Genomic DNA, 19155 nt, shown 5'->3' with positions numbered 1-19155 from the left:
ATGTAGTTTATCATAAAAATCCTTTATATAGCAGAAAAAGGATACCATTTTGGCATCCTTCAATCATTTGGGCTTATTTTACCGGAAACCGTTTGGCCATATATCCAAATGGGGTATCAAGTATAGCTATTAAAAATTTAAGGACATACGTCGTGAAGAATATTTGAATCCAATCCTCCATTGGAAATACGCCAAGGAAAGCAATGCTGGTAAAAATCAGCGTATCTAATAATTGGCTTATCATAGTGCTGTCATTATTCCTAATCCAGAATTGGTTTTCTTTTGGAAATTTCTTTTTCAAATAGGTAAAGATATAAACATCGGTCAATTGGCTGACTAAATAGGCAGCCAGGCTTCCTGCAGCGATCCGCGGCAGGATGGAAAAAATGGTGCTAAGAGCTTCCTGGGCAAAATCCGTTTCATGCGGTTTAAACAATAGTACCATCTGCATGATGAGGGTCATTGCCAAAAGTGTATAGAAACCAAGCTAAACTGCTTTTTTTGCTTCGTCTTTCCCGTACTTTTCATTCAGTATATCCGTAACAAGAAAGGCGGTTCCGTACATGGCGTTCCCCAGGGTTGCAGTCAGGCCAAACATTTCAACTGTTTTAACTACTTGAAGATTGGCCATTACAGTGGAAAAGCCAATCCATACGAACAAGCCGGTTTTTCCAAAAAGGCGGTACATGGCTAGAACTAATATAAAATTGATAAGGGCAAAGAGCAATCCAAACCATTCATTAAACATCGTATACCTCCTAGTTTTGATAATGCGGGAGTTTCCGAACCGCAGGGTCTATTTGATTGTCATTGACCATTATACCTTGAAATATACTCAGTTAGTACTAGAATGAGAAAAGAATCAGAAATTCAACTATTGCGAACCGTTCTAAAAAGGTGACCAGCTAAAAAAGTATAGAAAGGCTGAAAATAAATGAAATATAAAGTGGAATGGAAATATAAACTAAAAGGGAATGAAGATGTTCATTTTACTTCAGACTGGATTGACGGGGAAACGGCTTTGCAAGTAGGAGAGGATATAGAAAGGTCCGGCAAGGGAAAAGAAGTTATCTACTATGATGAAATTGGCACATCATGGAGTACCAAGGAAATGAGGAAGCTTTTAACGGAAGTAGAAGAGGATCCGCATGATATTACCGTATTTTTTGATGGCGGGTTCAATAAAGAAACAAACCAGGCAGGACTTGGGGCAGTGATTTACTTTAAACAGGGCAAAAAGAAATACCGTATACGGGCAAATGAGCTTTTTGATGAAATGGATAATAATAATGAAGCAGAGTATGCTGCCATTTATTTTACAGTAAACCTTCTTGAGGAGATGGGTGTTCATCATATGACCTGTGAGTTCAAGGGAGATTCCCAGGTCGTCCTGAAACAGCTTGAAGGTGATTGGCCATGTTATGAAGAAAACCTTAATCGCTGGCTTGACCGGATTGAAGAAAAGATTAAAAAGCTTGGAATTCTTCCAAGATATACACCAATTCCGCGTAACGGGAACAAAGAAGCGGATAAGTTGGCTGGCCAGGCTCTTGAAGGGAAATTCATTAATAGCAGAATGCAGATCATATAAATGGAAACAAGGAAGGCGTGAAAAATTTGAGCAGAAAGGAAATATTCAATGAAGTGGAGGAACTGATGGCCAACTATTGCAAAGGCTGTTTTCTTCATAAACACCACAAAGAGGAAAAAGGACGCAGATATGCCCATCGATTTTGCATAACTGAATGCACGGTTGGTGAAAAAATTAAATTGATTGGAAGCAAGCTGAGCTGACTTCTGGGCGGTTTGCGGACAAAATAAAAGGCTGGCAGATGCCAGCCTTATTATTGTTATATTTGAATTATAGTTTTACAACGTTTGCAGCTTGAGGTCCGCGGTTTCCTTCAACGATTTCAAAAGAAACTTCTTGGCCTTCTTCTAAAGATTTGAAACCTTCGCCTTGGATAGCAGTGAAGTGTACAAATACATCGTCTCCGCCTTCAACTTCGATGAAGCCGAAACCTTTTTCGTTATTGAACCATTTTACTTTACCGTTTTGCATGTTTAATTTTCCTCCTAAGCCTTTCAAGACACTTCAGGTGCCTTAGATGAATATTACCATCTAACAAAATATAGAGCAGATATTTTTTGAAATAACGGAAATATATTCTGTTAAATGATGATTATAATATACACGAATGGGCACTTTCCGTCAAGGAATACAAGCGTATTTTTACAAAAAACAATAAAATATTTTAAATATTTAAAAATCTGTGCTCAATTTTAAGATTTTCAATATTTTATCAGTGTTTTTGATATCATATTTAATTGTTTTTTTCATATTTATTATTAATTATATTGTTTCTTAAAGGGTGAGGAAATGTACCGGTTTTCCATTGAGAATCAGGATTGGATTTTGAGGTTTTCACCCAATATCCAAATTGAAGCGGAAGAAAAGCAGGCCATAATCAGTTCAATCCTTCAGCTTGGCAGCGAGCTCCCTTTTTTTTCGCATGGAGATTCATTTATCATTATGAATGACCTATTAGGCATCATCGTATTTAATGTTGAAAAAATCCCGTCGATGATTTTAACTGTCTCCAACATTGTCACAGAAAATAAATGGTACATCCAGAAGAACCTTACAATAAAACCGTACAAGAAAAACTGATCGGCGAAAGCCGATTTTTTATTGGGCCCTCCATTGCAAAAAAGCCAAAGCCCTGAGTCTTTCGCCTTATGCAAACGCTTTCCTTAATGGTTTAAAATAAGTTTGAAGGAATCTATTAAAATAAAAGAGGAGGGGCAAAGTGAAAGGACTTAAACAGTTTATGTTCATGGCCATAGCAATCATTATGGTCACATCCAATTTTTTATCCACATTTATGCAAACGTTTGCATCGGCAGAAAGCACAACAGCAAGCGGTCCCGTAACTAGTATTACTATTCATTATCAGCCTGCCGAAGGAGATACGAAGGACTGGAATTTATGGATATGGCCAAAAGACGGTGACGGACAGGCTTTTGAATTTACGGGAGAAGATGAGTTTGGGCTAGTAGCCGAAGTTGACCTGCAAGGGAGCTACAATGAGGTCGGATTTATCGTTCGTACAGATAGCTGGGAAAAAGATGGAGGAGACCGATTCATTGACGTCCAAAGCGGCAATAACGAAGTCTGGGTAAAAGGAGGCGACGAAAATACATATACATCACCTCCAGACGGCGAATACCGTAACTTTCCATCTTTTGAAAAGGTAAAAGTGAAGCTTCATTATTTCCGCTATGATGGGAATTATGAAGGCTGGAATTTATGGACATGGCCATATGATGGAGAGGGTAAGAGAGTAGACTTTACATCTGAGGATGCTTTTGGAAAAGTTGCTGAATTTGAACTGGAGAAACCAGAAGGAATGACGAAGGCTGGATTTATTGTAAGGAAAAGTGCAGACGGAAATGATTGGGCCATGAAGGAATTCGGTGACCGTTACATTACAAAGTTTGATGAAGAGGGGAACGCTGAAATCTGGATTGTACAAGGCACAGAAAGGATTTACTATAATCCTGCCTATATTGATACGAACCCAAGAATTTTAGATGCCGCAATGGATGGCTTTAACCAAATAACACTGGAAACCAATTTTCCTTTCGAGTGGAGAAAATGGGATTCACAATTAAAAATCGAGAACGCAGTTATTAAAGAAGTTGTTCCTTTTGATGGAAATGAAGATAAAGAATTCACTAATAAGGTAAAAGTGATAACCGAAAATAAACTGGATTTCAACCTCCCCTATCGTGTTTTCATGAATTCATTTGGAGAAGCTGACGTTACGATTGGCAAGGTTGTAAGGTCAGCTGAATTTGATGAAGCGTTCTATTATGATGGCGAACTGGGAAATCAGTATTCCAAGGAAAAGACTTCCTTCAGGCTTTGGGCTCCTACTGCCAGTGAAGCAGTATTAGTTATGTATGATAGCTGGGATGACCAAACCGGTGAAGAACTGCCTCTGGAAAAAGGGGAAAAAGGCACATGGTCAACAGTTATGGCTGGAGATCAGAATGGGTTGATTTACAATTATAAAGTTAAGATCGGCGGAGAATGGACGGAAGCGACAGATCCATATGTCCGTTCAGTTACGGTGAATGGCGACAGGGGAGTTGTTATGGATTTAGATTCAACAGACCCGGACAACTGGAACAGCCGCAAGCCTAAATTAACAAATCCTGAGGATTCTATTATTTATGAAGTCCATGTCAGGGATTTATCGATTCATAAAGACAGCGGCATCCACAATAAAGGGAAATTCCTTGGAGCAGCAGAGAAAAATACCGTAAATTCTGATGGTGTGAAGACGGGCTTAAATCATATTAAGGATCTAGGTGTAACACATGTTCAATTCCTGCCAATCTATGATTATCGTACAGTAGATGAAACGAAGCTCGATGAACCTCAATTTAACTGGGGATATGATCCGAAAAACTATAATGTTCCGGAAGGTTCCTATTCTACTGATCCATACAATCCTGCTGCTCGAATTAAGGAACTTAAGACGATGGTCCAGGAGCTGCATAATCATCAGCTGCGTGTTGTAATGGATGTGGTTTACAACCATGTATTTGCTGTAAATGAGTCAAGCTTCCACAAGCTGGTTCCTGGCTATTACTTCCGATACAACGAAGATGGAACACTGGCAAATGGCACAGGCGTAGGCAATGATACTGCTTCTGAAAGAAAAATGGTTCAAAAGTTTATTGTTGACTCTGTCATTTATTGGGCAAAGGAATATAATTTGGATGGATTCCGCTTTGATTTGATGGGGATCCATGATAGTAAAACAATGAATGCAGTCAGGGATGCATTGGATGAGATTGATCCTTCTATTATCATCATTGGAGAGGGATGGGATTTAAACACTCCTCTTTCAGCTGAGGTGAAGGCCAATCAGAAAAATGCAGAGGATATGCCTGGCATCGGCCATTTCAATGATGGCATCCGCGATGGCTTAAAGGGCAGTGTATTTAATGAACTTGATAAAGGTTTTGTAAACGGCAAAGAAGGCATGGAGGAATTCGTTCAGCAGGGAATCGCAGCGGGAATGGATTATCCTGAAACAATGGCCACGTATAAAGATCCTGAACAAGTAGTCACATACGTTGAGGCTCATGACAACCACACTCTTTGGGATAAGCTTGAACTAACCAACCCAAATGCTACAGAAGAAGAGAGAAAGAAAATGCATAAATTGGCTTCCTCCATTATTTTGACATCCCAGGGCGTTAGCTTTGTCCATGCAGGGCAGGAATTTATGCGGACAAAATATGGAGATCATAACAGCTACAAGTCGCCTGATAGTATCAACCAGCTTGACTGGGGCCGCCGGGCTGATTTTAGCAAAGAAGTGGGCTATTTCAAAGGGCTGGTTACTCTTCGCAAGTATTACAAATCATTTAGAATGACAACAGCAGAAGATATTCAGTCACACCTTAAGTTTCTGGACGCTCCGGAAAATACAGTAGCGTACAGCCTGGAAGCAGCAGCATTCAACGATAAAGCCAAAGAGATTGTTGTTGTCCATAACGGCAATCAAGAGTCTGTGGAAATCACGCTCCATGGCAATGGCCCATGGCATTTGCTCGCAGATGGCAATCAGGCAGGTGTAAAGACACTTAAAGTGTACCGCTCAAAAACCATCGAAGTTCCAGCTTTAACAAGCTTTGTACTGAAAAGATAAGCGGCGATAAGGAGAATCCCTTTAGGGGGTTCTTCTTTTGTTTTGAAAAAATTTTCCCCAGTAAAAGTATTTTTGCTCTCTTTGCCAAATTTTTAGGTTAATATTAAAATAGAAATCTATATTTTGTTTTATTACGCAAGGGAGCTAAATTATGAAACTGATTATTGCGGAGAAACCCGACCAGGGATTAACGCTGGCTTCTATTTTTAAGATGAAGAAACATCAGGGATATATTGAAATCTTCCCAAATGATATATTTCCCCAAGGAGCATATGTAACCTGGGCGGTAGGGCACCTATGCCAGCTTTCTGCTCCTGAAAAATATGATAGGGAATGGAAAAAATGGTCGCTTAACGCCTTGCCCATAATCCCTGAGCAGTTCCAATACGAAGTCACAAAAGATAAATCAAAGCAATTTAATATTATAAAACAGCTTCTTTCGAATCCAAGTCTGACAGAAGTCATCCATGCGGGTGATGCAGGACGTGAGGGTGAGCTTATCATCCGGAATATCCTAAGGCTAACAGGGTCGAGAGTGCCAATGAAAAGGCTGTGGATCTCTTCATTAACGCCTAAAGCAATCAGAGAAGGATTCCTTGCTCTCCTTGATGAAGGCGATACGCGTAATCTCTATTATGAAGCCTATACGAGAGCGTGTGCTGACTGGGTCGTTGGAATGAATGCATCGCGCCTGTATAGCCTGCTTCTTCAGCAGCAGGGCTTTTCAGATGTTTTTTCAGTAGGAAGGGTTCAGACTCCAACACTTGCCTTAATTGTAAAAAGAGAAAATGAGATTCAAAATTTTGTATCCGAACCATTTTGGGAGGTTACAGCCCAATTTAATATGGACGGAAAAAAATATACGGGCAAGTGGGAAAACGATGGCGAAACAAGAATTAAAACAAAGGAGCTCGCCGAAAAAATTGCGGCTTTTTGCCAGAATAAAGATGCTCAAGTAGATGAGGTTCAAGCAGAAAAGAAAGAGTTCCTGCCGCCGATGCTTTATAACTTATCTGCATTGCAGGCTGAAGCAAACCGCCGATTTAAATTCCCCCCAAAAAAGACGCTTGACGTCTTGCAGAAGCTATATCAAAAAGGTATTGTATCCTATCCGCGATCCGATTCAAGGCATGTGACAGAGGGTGAAGCGGAAATGTTCCCAGAAATCCTCAGGAAAATGGAAGCGAAGGAAGAGTACAAGGAATTTTTTCCTCTGCCTGTTAGCTCGATTCTGCAAAATAAACGGTATGTAAATGATAAAAAGGTTACTGACCACTATGCAATCATTCCGACCGAGCAAGTACCTGACCTGCAAAAATTATCATCGGATGAAAAAATTCTTTATGACCTTATTACAAGGAGCTTAATTGCTGCCCATTATGGCAAAGCTGTAACGGAATATACAACCATTAAAACTCTCGTTGGTGGCAGAGCTTTATTTTTATCAAAAGGAAAAGTACAGCTGGAAGAAGGCTGGAGAAAAGTGATTCCGCAGCAGGAGAAGGAAAATGAACCTGTTCTGCCTTTATTGCAGGCAGGCGATAAGGGTACTGTGGTTAAGTCTGATGTTAAGGAAAGCAAAACACAGCCGCCAAAGCGCTATACAGAGGGACAGCTGATTACACTTATGAAAACAGCTGGAAAGCAAATCGAAGATAAAGAACTTGAAAAAGTATTGATGAAAACGGAAGGCCTTGGTACAGAAGCCACAAGGGCCGGAATTATTACAATGCTTAAAGACCGCAAATATATTGATATTAAAAAGAACCTGGTTTATGCAAATTCCAAAGCAAAAATCCTGATAGAAGCCATTGGCTCTGAAATACTGGCTTCCCCGGAGATGACAGCAAAATGGGAGAAGCGGCTTAAGGATATATCAGATGGAGCGGCTTCGCCAAAACAGTTCATGGACCAAACGAATAAAATGGTTACCCATCTTATTGATGCCTCAGTTAATAATGCAGGAAAATGGACATTCTCCGAAGAAGATAAAGAAGGCTTTATTCCAGGAAAGTTCAAACAAAAAAGAGCGGTCAATTTGGGGCAATGCAAGCTATGCGATGGAAAAGTTGTTGATAAAGGCAGCTTTTACGGATGCTCCAACTACAATAAGACCAAATGCGGTTTTACCATTTCAAAAAAAATTATGGGTAAGTCCATTACGCAAAAAATTCTTAAGCAGCTTTTAAAAGACGGAGAGACAGAGGTAGTGGACGGCTTTACAAGCAAAGGAAAAGATAAAACCTTTTCTGCTAAATTATCATGGGATGGACAAGAAAACAGAATTAAATTTGTTTTCCCGCAAAAGGCCTAAATTTGGCTGTCTGTGACATATTGCCTTGTCTCCCGTTATCAACTGTAGTAAAATCGTTAAAGTCTTATGTTAAAGCTTGATGCTGATTTTGGCACTCTGTTGATTAGAGCGGAATGCGCGAGACTCCTCGAAAAAATGCATTCGCATTTCCTTTGGAAGTTCCGGGAAGCTTATTCATTGTCCCGGGAAAAAGCGTACACAAGAGAGACCACACGAAGGCGGAACGCCAAGAAGCGTGAGAAGCCCGCGGTTCGCTGAGTGCCTGCAGCGGAAATCAGCACTCGAGTTTAATAAAGCCTTTTCTTAAAGTATATAAAGTGAACAGGACGCTCTGCGCTGTTCTAATACAATATGAAGATATAACTTAGAACTTCGAAAACTGTCTAGCTCCAGCGCCTACCCCCTCGAGGTCACAAGCCAATCCTCCCAAAAAGGCAAAGAACGCCTTCCCGGAGGCTCGTCTTGTGCTTGTCGGGGGTGGGCAAGGCGCTTGCGCTTTTTAAAAATGTTGTCTAGCTCCGAGCGCCATCGGCTCGAGGTCTTAAGCCAATCGCTTCTGAAGGCAAAGAACGCCTTCTGCCAGCGATTGTCTTAAGCTGATCGCCGATAGGCAGGCGCTCTGCGCTTTTCTATGTGGCAGGAGGTTGCGAAATGCCAACACCAAGTATGGAAGATTATATAGAACAAATATATATGTTAATTGAAGACAAGGGCTATGCCCGGGTTTCCGATATTGCCGAAGCCTTGTCGGTACATCCTTCTTCTGTAACAAAAATGGTTCAAAAGCTTGATAAAGACGAATATCTTGTATATGAAAAATACAGGGGGCTGATTTTGACGCCTAAAGGCAAGAAAATCGGCAAAAGGCTGGTTTACCGCCACGAACTTCTGGAACAGCTCCTTCGCATTATTGGAGTGAAAGAAGAAAATATTTATGAAGATGTTGAAGGGATCGAACACCACCTTAGCTGGGATGCTATTGACCGGGTTGGTGACTTAGTGCAGTTTTTTGAAGAAGATGATAATCGCATTGAAGTTTTGAGAGATATTCAAAGGAAAAATGAAGAAGAGCAATAAAAAAAACCTGACCGGGGCAAGACCCCGCGGTCAGGTTTTTTTGACTATCAACGTCCAGAGGGAGAAGCGAGTCAAAGGGAGACACCGTTAGGCGCAGTGCGCCGAGAAGTGTCGGGCCACCCGGAAAGCTGAAATCCTCGAACGGAAATCAACTGATCGGCTAAAAAGAGTCTTCTCATTTAGAGGAATGAAAAGTCCCTAGTAGAAGCTTGGAAACTCATCAAACGAAGAAGAGGCAGCTGGGATCATGGACATAGAACCATCCTCTTCTTCAGCTACATGTATGCCTTCAATTAACCCCTCTTCAGCCTCCAGCATAGCTTTTCGATACGAAATGATCCTCCCTGAGGAGGTTTGGAAAGAAAGGATTTCTCCATTATGGTTTCGATGGACTGCTACGAGCTGTTCTCCGTTCATTGAATAATTCTCCTTTAATTGTTTTCTATCAATATTGTTGACATGCCAGCAGTTTTATAATCAAAGGATTTTTTGCGGAAGCCAGCGAATTAAAAATAATGGAACTTTTTTTGGGAAAAAACGTAAGTAAAGTTACTGACGGAGGGGATAGGATGAAAACATTTAACTGGTCTGCAGAAGCTGAGAAGCTTTGGGATGAAAATTCGGAATCCTGGAATTCCAAAAGCCGTGAAATGTGGGAAGAAGGAAGCAGAAAAGATATTGTTTCCTTTTTTGAAAAGTATGTAAACAAAGGTTCAAGGGTATGTGACCTTGGGTGCGGAGATGGCTATGGTTCTTATAAGCTCGCTTTGGCAGGCTATAAGGTGACAGGAATCGATGTGTCCGAGGAAATGATACATAAAGCAAAAGCACTAAATGCTGATACCTGTGCTGAATTTAATAAAGGTGATATTTCCTGCCTTTCCTTTGAGGAGAATTCCATTGATGCTGTTCTTGCCATCAATTCACTCGAATGGACAGAAAGCCCCCTTGATGTTTTGAAAGAAATGCAAAGAATTGTCAAGCCGGAGGGAAGGGCATGCATCGGCATTCTGGGGCCTACCGCCGCTCCGCGTGTAAACAGCTACCGCCGCCTATATAACGAAAAAGTTATATGCAATACGATGATGCCCTGGGAATTTGAAGCACTTGCACAAGAAAACGGCTGGGTGAAAATTGGTGAACTCGGTGTCTATAAAAAAGCATCAGATCACCTGTCAAAAGGATCACTGCCAGTCAATTTGAAACAGTCATTGTCTTTTATGTGGGTCTTTATGCTCGAAAATATGAAGAAGAAAGGAATGGGCGAAGAATGAGCCGTTACTCGATTGAGGAGTTCGTAAACCAGACAAAGCAGCAGGATAAAGGTGAAGGATTATTTGAACTGGAAACACCAAGAATGCTTGAGGTTAATTTAACCAATCAAGTGTGGGCAAAAGCCGGAGGGATGGTCTCCTATCGCGGACAAATTAAGTTTGAACGCGAAGGAATTCTGGAGCATGGATTAGGCAAAATGTTTAAAAAGGCGCTCACCGGAGAAGGCACTTCTCTCATGAAAGCAACAGGCAATGGAAAGCTATATCTTGCTGACCAAGGGAAGAAAATATCTATCTTGAATCTCGATGGCAATTCTATTTTTGTAAACGGCAACGACCTGCTGGCATTTGAGTCTTCCATCAAATGGGATATAAAACTGATGAAAAGAATGGCCGGAATGATTGCCGGAGGCTTGTTCAATGTACGTCTGGAAGGCTCCGGAATGGTCGCCATCACCTCACATTATGAACCGTTAACCTTGATGGTAACACCGGATAACCCGGTATATACGGACCCGAATGCTACGGTTGCCTGGTCAGGAACATTGGAACCTGAATTTGTAACAGATATCTCATTTAAAACCTTTTTGGGCAGAGGAAGCGGTGAATCAATCCAAATGAAATTTTCCGGAAACGGTTTCGTCGTTGTCCAGCCGTTTGAAGAAGTATATTACGCACAGCAGTCATAAGAAAAGCCGGTTTTGCGAGGGAAACCTCTTCAAAACCGGCTTTTTTTGATGTTAGCTAAACATGTTTTATTGTTTTATTCGCAAAACGTCATATTTGCCATTGAAAATCGAACCCCAAGCACCAAACTTACCGAACAAAAACCCGGCAAAGCAGGGTTCAAAATTAATCCCACTCGAAAGGGGTTTCCTGATAAACATAGTAGTTCAGCCAGTTTGAAAATAATAAATGGGCATGCGAGCGCCACTTGTTAAAGGGTTCCCTGCCTGGATTGTCATTTGGGAAGTAGTGTTTTGGCATAGGCACCTGAAGGCCTCTGCTTCTGTCCCTCCTGTATTCTTCAGCAAGAGTTGCAGCTTCATATTCCAAATGGCCGGTTATCATGATCTGTTTGCCGCCATTGGCGCTCATAATGAAAGGGCCGGCTTCTTCAGAGGAAGATAGCAGTTTTACTTCAGGATGCTTGAGTAATTCTTCTTTATAGACGTCAGTATGGCGTGAATGAGGAGCGAGGAAAATGTCATCAAATCCTCTTAGCAGCTTCTCGGTTCTGTCATGAACTTCATGCGCATAAATGCCGGAGCATTTTTCCGGCAGCTCGTATTTGCCGATTCCGAAGTGATAAAATAGCGCTGCCTGTGCACCCCAGCAAATATGCAGGGTAGAGGTAACATTAGTTTTCGTCCACGCCATAATCTCGGTAAGTTCCTCCCAGTAATCCACATGCTCAAAGTCAAGGAGCTCTACAGGAGCGCCTGTAACAATCATACCGTCGAACTTTCGATTTTTAATCTGGGCAAAGGTTGTATAAAACTGCTCCAAATGCATTGGGCTTGTATTTTTTGACTGATGGGTGGCAGTTTTTAAAAATGAAATGTTAACCTGAAGGGGAGTGTTTCCCAGAAGCCTCAATAGGTGTGCTTCCGTTTTTTCTTTTTCAGGCATCAAGTTTAAAATAAGAATATTTAAAGGACGGATATCCTGATTCCTGGCTCGGTCCTCATCCATCACGAAAATATTTTCTTCCTCTAAGATTTCCCTGGCCGGAAGCAGCTTAGGAATTTTAATTGGCAAGTGATCATCTCCCTGGACAAAATTTCAATTAAACTTATTATAAAGACGATTCATAATTGTAGCAATGCTTTAGTGTGCGAAAATCTCAAAAATATCAAAAGTAACAGGAAATTAATCCTTGCAGGAATGGTACAATATATCTGTAAGAAACCTATACATATTGGATTCTAGGGGGATAAAAATGAATGTGAAACCGGTTGTAAAGTCAGACATTGAAATCGCTCAAGCATCAACAATGAAACCTATCAAAGAAATCGCTGAAAAAATCGGGCTTCAGGATGATGATCTCGAGCTTTTCGGTAAGTATAAAGCGAAATTATCATCTGAGACTTTAAAAAAACTCAGGACGAAGGAAAGCGGAAAAATAATCCTGGTCACTTCGATTAATCCTACACCTGCAGGGGAGGGGAAATCCACTGTAACCGTTGGTCTTGGTGATGCTTTTAACCGGCTCGGCAAAAAAGCAATGGTTGCCATGAGAGAGCCTTCCCTGGGACCTACGATGGGAATTAAGGGAGGAGCAACCGGCGGCGGCTATTCGCAAGTCCTGCCAATGGAAGATATAAATCTTCACTTTACAGGTGACCTCCATGCCATAACAACAGCCAATAATGCGCTGGCGGCTCTGATCGATAACCATCTTCAGCAGGGAAATCAGCTGAACATTGATCAGAGAAGAATTGTGTGGAAACGCGCACTTGATTTGAATGATAGAGCTTTACGAAAAATCGTAATTGGGCTGGGCGGGCCTGTGCAGGGTGTTCCCCGTGAGGATGGCTTTGATATTACCGTTGCTTCAGAAATTATGGCGGTTTTATGCCTTGCATCCGATCTTAAGAACTTAAAGGAAAGACTCGGAAAAATGGTCATTGCCTATAATTATGAAAAACAGCCGGTTACAGTGGCTGACCTTGGTGTCGAAGGCGCCCTTACGTTGCTTTTAAAAGAAGCGGTAAAACCAAATCTGGTCCAAACAATCGAGCATACGCCAGCATTAATCCATGGCGGCCCGTTTGCAAATATTGCACATGGATGCAACAGCGTCATTGCCACGGCTGCAGCATCCAAGCTAGCTGACTATGTAGTAACAGAAGCCGGCTTTGGCGCTGACCTTGGTGCTGAAAAGTTTCTGAATATCAAAGCCAGAACAGAAGGGATTGACCCGGAAGCGGTAGTCATAGTAGCTACAATAAGAGCCTTGAAAATGCATGGCGGTGTGGCAAAGACTGAGCTGGGCAGAGAAGATACAAAAGCTCTCACTGCAGGATTCTCCAATTTAAAGAAGCATGTTGAGACCATTGAAAGCTTTGGGCTCCCATACGTTGTCGCCATTAACCGGTTTATTTCCGACAGCGAGAATGAAGTGAATACACTTAAGGATTTATGCAATCAGGGCAGCATTCCTGTTGCGCTGACAGAGGTTTGGGAAAAAGGCGGGGAAGGCGGCATCGAGCTTGCAGGCAAGCTGCTGGAAATTTTAGAGGGAAAAGAGGCGCAATTCAATCACTTATATGATCTTTCGCTTCCGCTCGAAGAAAAAATCCAAACGATTGCCCAGAAAGTTTATGGAGCAGATAAAGTTGAGTACTCAACTAAAGCCAAAAAACAAATCAGGGATTTTGAAAGCTATGGCTGGGGCTGTCTGCCGATTTGCATGGCTAAAACGCAGTATTCCCTATCAGATGATCCGGCAAAGCTGGGAAGGCCGTCCAATTTTACAATCACTATCAGGGAGCTTAAGCCTTCCATCGGAGCTGGATTCATTGTCGCCCTTACCGGAGATGTCATGACAATGCCTGGACTGCCTAAAGCGCCTGCAGCCATGAATATGGACGTAGACGATGACGGTAATGCACTTGGTTTATTTTAGAAAGAAATTTATTAAGTTTATACTTTGATAACTGTCTAGCTTCAGCGCCTGCCCCTCGAGTGCCGGGGGTGACCAAGTCGCTTGCGCTTTTCTTGTAAGGGAGGTTCTGCACATGTTTGACCCTACTGCCTTTGAAAATATGAAGGTTGTGATGGATGGCGGCTTTTATGATCGTGACCTTAGCGGAGAGATTAGAATCATAGACCGAAATGATTTCTTAAACTCTGCCAAAATGTCCCGCAGGTACGAGGTTGCTTTTACAGAAAATGTTGAAGGGCAAAAGGATATCAGCTGTACCTTTATAATGGAGGCTGGCCTCGAAAATCTGGCTGCTGAGCTTTTGCCTGAAGCAAAATCAGAAAAGCTGGCAGGTTGCCAGGTATTTGTAAAGTTTACAATTAAGCAAAAAAATGACTCTCAGCTCTTTCAAGAAACACGTGAAATTTTGAGAGATATTTGGGGAAGAGAGAGAATCATAAAACAGGTTGTAAAATTCAATCCGGAGGATATTAGTAATCTAATTGAAGCTGAATCTGTTGTTCATTTCAACCGGCTTATATACGAAGAACAAATTGATGATCTTTCCGATATGATCGCCTATATGATTGCTTCCTTGCAGGCTTTGAAAAACATTAGACATTCATAATCCCAGTTTTTTTAGGCTGTGTTAAAGCCAATTGTTGACTTTGTTGATTGGAGCTGGGGGTTGAGATCCTCGCAAATGTATTCGTATTTCCTTCGTGCTGTGTTTATTTGATGATGATTATTCAAAGTCCTGCGGAAAAAGTGTACCCAAGGGAGACCCCGCATGCGCAGAACGCCGAGGAGTGTCGGAAGCCCGCGGAATGCGAGTACCTGCAGCGAAAATCAACACAAAAGTTTAACAGAGCATTTATATAAAATAGGCAAAGACGTCTTGCTCATAACAGAGTGAGGCGTTTTTTTATTAAAACTGTACTGAAAATTCAAAATTATATTTACAGCCACACGCTCTAACTAATACGATTAAGAAGGAATGGCAAAACATTCCTGAAAATACATTAAAGGAGGAGAAAGAAATGGTTAAAGAATCTGTTATTAACAAGGAAAAGGAAGAGGAAAGACAAGACGTAACCTAGTCAAGGAGGACAAAATGATGGTCCAAAGTACGGACACGATTAAAATTACAGAGTATAATGAGGGCCTTGCAGCAGGTATCGCAAAAATGTGGAACCTTAGCCGCGATAGCTGGGGCGGCGATACAAGCGTCATGACTGAAGAACAGGTGAAAACGAAGGAAGCCAATAACGGCAATATTGCTTTATATTTAGCCATAAACGGCGAAGAGGTAGTCGGTTACTGCGGACTATCAGAGTATAAGGAGGATACAGGTTCATTATATATCCCGCTTCTGAATGTGAGACCTGATTATCATGGCCGAAAAATAGGAAAGCTGCTTGTTTTGAAAGCGCTTCAAAGAACAGTGGAATTGGGTTGGCCTCGTCTGGATTTATATACATGGCCAGGGAATGTGAAGGCTGTTCCGCTTTATAAAAAATGCGGGTTTTTCTGGGAGGACAGAGACGATACAACACATTTAATGAATTTTATCCCGGCGGTCCAACAAACTCCGCTATTAAAATCTCTTCTTAAAGACTTTGATTGGTATAAGGACAATGTGGGAAAAATTGAGGTTAAGCCGGATGGGGTCAAGGAAAATGGCTTTACTTTTTATGAGTATGGATGGAAAAACGAAAAGGCCTATGCACGCGTTAGGTTTGAAAAAACCGGCAGGGGAATCAGTTTAATAGAGACAGAGGATTATTTTCTTGAACTATCCATGAACAGCCATGAAGCAATAGAATATGAAACCGGGACTTTCGAACTGAAGTTTGTGAATAAAACCGGTAAACCCGTTTCGTTTAGAGCAAAAGGAGACAACCAAGGCAGAATAGAGGCAACTTTTGATTATGAGATGCTAGTCGAAAACGAGGCTGTTATTGCAGAACAGTTAATTGTTCATGAAGGAGAAGAACCAAGTGTATGGAAAACCCATCCTTACTTGGCGGTAAAGGTTTGGGTCGATGGAGAAGAATGTGAGCTGCGCCTTGGTTTGCTTCCCAGGCAGCCTGCCAAAATAACCGGCGGTGCAAAAGGAAACCTGCGTTTTCTAAATCAGGAAGCGGAACTGGAGCTTGAAGTGGAAAATAGCCTTAAAGAGGATGCTATATTTCACCTGTTTTTTCAGGAGGATGAGCATGTTTCATTAAATCAGTATGATTATGATATTAAACTTCTCAAGAATGAACGGAAGCTTATAAAAGTACCATTCATCGTGAAAAAGTACGGCTTTTATCAGCCTGAGATCAATATTCTGGCGAGGAAAAATGATGGAGATGAGCTGACTTTTAAAAGCAAAGCAGTGGGTGTTCCGCTTAAGAATTTTGGGCAGAAGTTCGGCGGAGAGTCAAAAGAGTATTGGTATATCTGTAATGGGATCTGCCAGGCAAATATCCGGAAATTGGATTATAAAATAACTGCTGGCCGGAACGAAAATGTAAATCAGCATTTCGCCTTTTTCGTTCCTAAGCTGGGCAGGCCATACTCAACCGAATTTTCAAAAGCAAAACCCGAAAGCGTACAGTGGTTCACAGATGATTCAGCGATAACCTTCAAACTGGTTTTCAGGTCAAAAGATTTCCCTGGAATCCTAGTCTCTATGTATACGTCGCTATATGGCGAAGGGATCGTGAAAACATGGGCTGAACTGAACAATGAAGGGGAAACACTTTTTGATAATCTTTCTTTCAATCAGCCTCTATATCATGAGAAGCATCATACCTATTTCCCTCTGGAGAATGAAGTGGTAGAGTACTCGAGTGTCAAAGATCTTGAATTCGGAGAGATTTCTGCAAGCAGCCTGACGGAAAATTGGTATTTCTCCAAGCATGAAGGAGAACCAATTGGGTTTTGCTGGCCGAAAAAAGCCAAAGCCAACCCGGATGGCTGGCAGTTTTATTATGAAAATGAAGTGGGATGTCTAAAACCTGGAGAAAGGGTGAAATTGGAACCAGCCTATTTATCAGTTGGCGCATTTCAATCATGGGAGGAACTGCAGGCTTTTGCCAATATGGCCAATCAAATGGAAAAGAAGATTGTGCAGAATGAAAAATCCTTCATTGTAAATGGAGGAAATCCTGTGGCAGCCGGTTTGGAAAAAGTGCCGGTCACCTTGAAAACACACCGTTCAAGCTATCTGGACGGCACTATCGGTCTTTTCCTAAATGATAATAAAAAACGATCCGTAAATGTAGAACAAAAAGAGGAAATGAAAGAGTATTCAGCGAATTTGCCTATTGCAGGGGCAATCCCTCTTTCAATTGTGAAGGCTGATATCCAAATGGACAGTGAGAGAAAACAGCTAAGTGATCTGCTTCTTGTACCTTCGGGTGATGTTCGTACGTTTACGGAAAAACAGGGTGGTAACACTGTTTATATGATGGACAATGGAATCATCCGTTTGAAAGCAGCACCGAGTTTTTATCCCGGGCTTTTTTCGCTGGCCTATCAGGAGCGGGAATGGCTTGATACTTCCTTCCCTGAGAAAGTCGCGAAAGGCTGGTGGAACCCATGGGCAGGCGGCATGAAGACCGTCCCTTCGCAAATGAGTGTGTTTTCTCTATTAAAAGAGGAAACTGCTGCAGAATTTACAAGCATTAAGGACTTGTATGGAAATGAGTGGGCAGCACTTACCCTCCAAACAAAAGTTACCCATCATTCACTATGGAAAGGCCTTGATTACACACAGTTTTTTGCACTGCTGCCAGGGGTGCCGGTCATTGCCCATTGGGTAAAAGTGGCTGATTCAGGCGGAAAAACCTTCATTAATGAAAAATGGATAACAGATCTATTCTTGTCAGGCGGTTCTTTAACAGACCTTACTCTAACAGTCCTCGATAAAGGTACTCAGTCAAACTATCAAGCTGGAATTGAGGAGCAATCGTTCACGATGGAAGATGGCGCTTATATTTCAAAATGCCATGGACATGGAAGAATGTATGTGGCAGGGAGTAAAGATAGTATATTCCTTGGTGCATATATGAACAAAGAAGCCTTCCAGATTATTTCTGAACGGAAAGCAGTCCTTTTGGCGAAACCGGGATATCTTTTATTTGACGGAAGAAGTATCAGGGGAACAAGCCTGAAAAGTCTGCACAATTTAGAATTCCACTAAAAGGAGAAAGTATGAAAGTCATAGATGCACATATTCATTTTTCCGATATTAAGTCATTTCATCAAACAGCGAAAGAGCTGTCCTTTGTTGATTACTCATTTAAAGGACATCAAGGAGAGTTCCAAAAAGCGAATGTAGTTCTCAGCATTGCGATGGGGCTAACGGAAACAGATCAAATGGGCTTTCCTGATTACGGAGCCAGGACACCCATGTGCCTTGACCTTGATAAAGCTATACCGGATAATATCGTTTACTGCCCGGGCATAAACCCTTATGATTTAAATGAAGAATCACTTAATAGATTGGAGAGGGAGCTGCAAAAGCCAAAGGTAGTAGGGATTAAAATTTATTTAGGCTATTACCCTTTCTATGCATATGATGAGGTCTATGAGCCAGTGTATGCCCTTGCGGGAAAATATAGTGTTCCAGTTGTTTTTCACACCGGTGATACTTATTCTGAAAGAGGGCTGCTGAAATATTCCCATCCTTTGGCAATTGACGAAGTTGCAGTAAGACACCGGAATGTTAATTTCATGATGGCCCATTTTGGGGATCCCTGGACCTTGACAGGAGCCGAAATCATTTACAAAAATTCCAATGTCTATGCAGACCTATCCGGTTTGATTGTCGGAACGGAAAAAGAGCTGAAAAAACGCAGTGAAGATCGATTTTTAGATCATCTAAGGCATGCCCTGGTTTTTGCCGATTCTTATGATAAATTGCTGTTTGGGACCGATTGGCCGCTTGCACCTGTTGGGCCATATATTGATTTCATCAAAGGGCTTATCCCAGAGGAACATCATGCCGATGTTTTTTACAACACCGCATTAAGGGTTTTTCCAAAAATTAAGCCATTCCTGCCATAATGAACCGAGGCTGGGGTGAATGAAATATTTCGCTGCCAGCCTTTCAAATAG

At 41.6% G+C, this 19155-nt stretch carries 15 protein-coding genes and 1 pseudogene; 12 read left to right on the top strand and 4 right to left on the bottom strand.

The window, feature by feature from the left end; genetic code table 11:
- Positions 1-73: 73 nt before the first annotated feature.
- Positions 74-748, bottom strand: a pseudogene (locus DFO73_RS07440) (queuosine precursor transporter).
- A 186-nt stretch (positions 749-934) separates the two neighbouring features.
- On the opposite strand from DFO73_RS07440, the gene DFO73_RS07435 reads away from it, so the two are divergent.
- Together DFO73_RS07435 and DFO73_RS07430 are read left to right on the top strand one after the other, a co-directional pair.
- Entirely contained in the window at positions 935-1591 is a 657-nt protein-coding gene (locus tag DFO73_RS07435) for a ribonuclease H family protein (RefSeq protein ID WP_110064149.1), read from the top strand.
- A 26-nt stretch (positions 1592-1617) separates the two neighbouring features.
- Positions 1618-1794, top strand: a complete 177-nt coding sequence (locus tag DFO73_RS07430; RefSeq protein ID WP_110064148.1) for a zinc-finger domain-containing protein — start codon at positions 1618-1620, stop codon at positions 1792-1794.
- Between the two features lie 67 nt (positions 1795-1861).
- Here DFO73_RS07430 and cspD read toward each other — a convergent pair whose 3' ends face one another.
- A complete protein-coding gene (gene cspD, locus DFO73_RS07425) occupies positions 1862-2062 on the bottom strand; it encodes a cold-shock protein CspD (RefSeq protein ID WP_009332654.1) in 201 nt (66 codons plus the stop codon).
- Between the two features lie 318 nt (positions 2063-2380).
- On the opposite strand from cspD, the gene DFO73_RS07420 reads away from it, so the two are divergent.
- From DFO73_RS07420 to mntR, 4 genes are all read left to right on the top strand, one after another.
- Positions 2381-2671, top strand: coding sequence for a hypothetical protein (locus tag DFO73_RS07420; protein WP_110064147.1), 291 nt, complete (start codon positions 2381-2383; stop codon positions 2669-2671).
- A 160-nt stretch (positions 2672-2831) separates the two neighbouring features.
- Complete coding sequence (gene pulA / locus DFO73_RS07415; protein ID WP_110064436.1) at positions 2832-5729, top strand: type I pullulanase; 2898 nt, start codon at positions 2832-2834, stop codon at positions 5727-5729.
- A 151-nt stretch (positions 5730-5880) separates the two neighbouring features.
- Positions 5881-8043, top strand: coding sequence for a DNA topoisomerase III (locus DFO73_RS07410; RefSeq protein WP_110064146.1), 2163 nt, complete (start codon positions 5881-5883; stop codon positions 8041-8043).
- Between the two features lie 651 nt (positions 8044-8694).
- Positions 8695-9120, top strand: coding sequence for a transcriptional regulator MntR (gene mntR, locus DFO73_RS07405; protein ID WP_110064145.1), 426 nt, complete (start codon positions 8695-8697; stop codon positions 9118-9120).
- Between the two features lie 198 nt (positions 9121-9318).
- On the opposite strand, the gene DFO73_RS07400 is transcribed toward mntR, so the two are convergent.
- On the bottom strand, positions 9319-9537 hold the full coding sequence (locus DFO73_RS07400; RefSeq protein ID WP_110064144.1) for a DUF3892 domain-containing protein: 219 nt from the start codon (positions 9535-9537) through the stop codon (positions 9319-9321).
- A 152-nt stretch (positions 9538-9689) separates the two neighbouring features.
- On the opposite strand from DFO73_RS07400, the gene DFO73_RS07395 reads away from it, so the two are divergent.
- Both DFO73_RS07395 and DFO73_RS07390 read left to right on the top strand, forming a co-directional pair.
- Positions 9690-10394, top strand: a complete 705-nt coding sequence (locus DFO73_RS07395; RefSeq protein ID WP_110064143.1) for a class I SAM-dependent methyltransferase — start codon at positions 9690-9692, stop codon at positions 10392-10394.
- On the top strand, positions 10391-11083 hold the full coding sequence (locus DFO73_RS07390; RefSeq protein WP_110064142.1) for an AIM24 family protein: 693 nt from the start codon (positions 10391-10393) through the stop codon (positions 11081-11083). Before DFO73_RS07395 ends, DFO73_RS07390 begins: the two co-directional genes overlap by 4 nt.
- A 163-nt stretch (positions 11084-11246) precedes the next feature.
- Here the strand turns inward: DFO73_RS07390 and metA are convergent, their stop codons facing one another.
- Entirely contained in the window at positions 11247-12155 is a 909-nt protein-coding gene (gene metA, locus DFO73_RS07385; RefSeq protein WP_110064141.1) for a homoserine O-acetyltransferase MetA, read from the bottom strand.
- A 181-nt stretch (positions 12156-12336) separates the two neighbouring features.
- On the opposite strand from metA, the gene DFO73_RS07380 reads away from it, so the two are divergent.
- The 4 genes from DFO73_RS07380 to DFO73_RS07365 all read left to right on the top strand — a co-directional run bounded on the left by DFO73_RS07380 (position 12337) and on the right by DFO73_RS07365 (position 19104).
- Entirely contained in the window at positions 12337-14025 is a 1689-nt protein-coding gene (locus tag DFO73_RS07380; protein ID WP_110064140.1) for a formate--tetrahydrofolate ligase, read from the top strand.
- A gap of 112 nt (positions 14026-14137) precedes the next feature.
- On the top strand, positions 14138-14671 hold the full coding sequence (locus tag DFO73_RS07375) for a hypothetical protein (protein ID WP_110064139.1): 534 nt from the start codon (positions 14138-14140) through the stop codon (positions 14669-14671).
- 486 nt (positions 14672-15157) lie between these two features.
- The gene (locus DFO73_RS07370) at positions 15158-18238 is read left to right on the top strand and encodes a GNAT family N-acetyltransferase (protein WP_258309303.1); all 3081 of its coding nucleotides are present in this window, start codon (positions 15158-15160) and stop codon (positions 18236-18238) included.
- Between the two features lie 11 nt (positions 18239-18249).
- Positions 18250-19104, top strand: coding sequence for an amidohydrolase family protein (locus DFO73_RS07365; protein WP_110064137.1), 855 nt, complete (start codon positions 18250-18252; stop codon positions 19102-19104).
- Positions 19105-19155 lie beyond the last annotated feature (51 nt).

Origin of the sequence: Cytobacillus oceanisediminis, from assembly GCF_003182355.1 — a bacterium.
In the GTDB taxonomy this organism is placed as follows: Bacteria; Bacillota; Bacilli; order Bacillales; family Cytobacillaceae; genus Cytobacillus; species Cytobacillus oceanisediminis_A.
The sequence above is the reverse complement of the archived record's forward strand: the minus strand, read 5'-3'. Positions and strand labels throughout refer to the sequence as shown.

Excerpts from the sequence above, each read along its gene's own strand:
- DFO73_RS07390 (WP_110064142.1), top strand. The coding sequence starts at position 10,391 with ATGAGCCGTTACTCGATTGAGGAGTTCGTAAACCAGACAAAGCAGCAG.
- DFO73_RS07365 (WP_110064137.1), top strand. The coding sequence starts at position 18,250 with ATGAAAGTCATAGATGCACATATTCATTTTTCCGATATTAAGTCATTT.
- pulA (WP_110064436.1), top strand. The coding sequence starts at position 2,832 with ATGTTCATGGCCATAGCAATCATTATGGTCACATCCAATTTTTTATCC.
- cspD (WP_009332654.1), bottom strand. The coding sequence starts at position 2,062 with ATGCAAAACGGTAAAGTAAAATGGTTCAATAACGAAAAAGGTTTCGGC.
- DFO73_RS07420 (WP_110064147.1), top strand. The coding sequence starts at position 2,381 with ATGTACCGGTTTTCCATTGAGAATCAGGATTGGATTTTGAGGTTTTCA.
- DFO73_RS07435 (WP_110064149.1), top strand. The coding sequence starts at position 935 with ATGAAATATAAAGTGGAATGGAAATATAAACTAAAAGGGAATGAAGAT.
- DFO73_RS07410 (WP_110064146.1), top strand. The coding sequence starts at position 5,881 with ATGAAACTGATTATTGCGGAGAAACCCGACCAGGGATTAACGCTGGCT.
- DFO73_RS07380 (WP_110064140.1), top strand. The coding sequence starts at position 12,337 with ATGAATGTGAAACCGGTTGTAAAGTCAGACATTGAAATCGCTCAAGCA.
- DFO73_RS07400 (WP_110064144.1), bottom strand. The coding sequence starts at position 9,537 with ATGAACGGAGAACAGCTCGTAGCAGTCCATCGAAACCATAATGGAGAA.
- DFO73_RS07375 (WP_110064139.1), top strand. The coding sequence starts at position 14,138 with ATGTTTGACCCTACTGCCTTTGAAAATATGAAGGTTGTGATGGATGGC.
- DFO73_RS07395 (WP_110064143.1), top strand. The coding sequence starts at position 9,690 with ATGAAAACATTTAACTGGTCTGCAGAAGCTGAGAAGCTTTGGGATGAA.
- DFO73_RS07370 (WP_258309303.1), top strand. The coding sequence starts at position 15,158 with ATGATGGTCCAAAGTACGGACACGATTAAAATTACAGAGTATAATGAG.
- mntR (WP_110064145.1), top strand. The coding sequence starts at position 8,695 with ATGCCAACACCAAGTATGGAAGATTATATAGAACAAATATATATGTTA.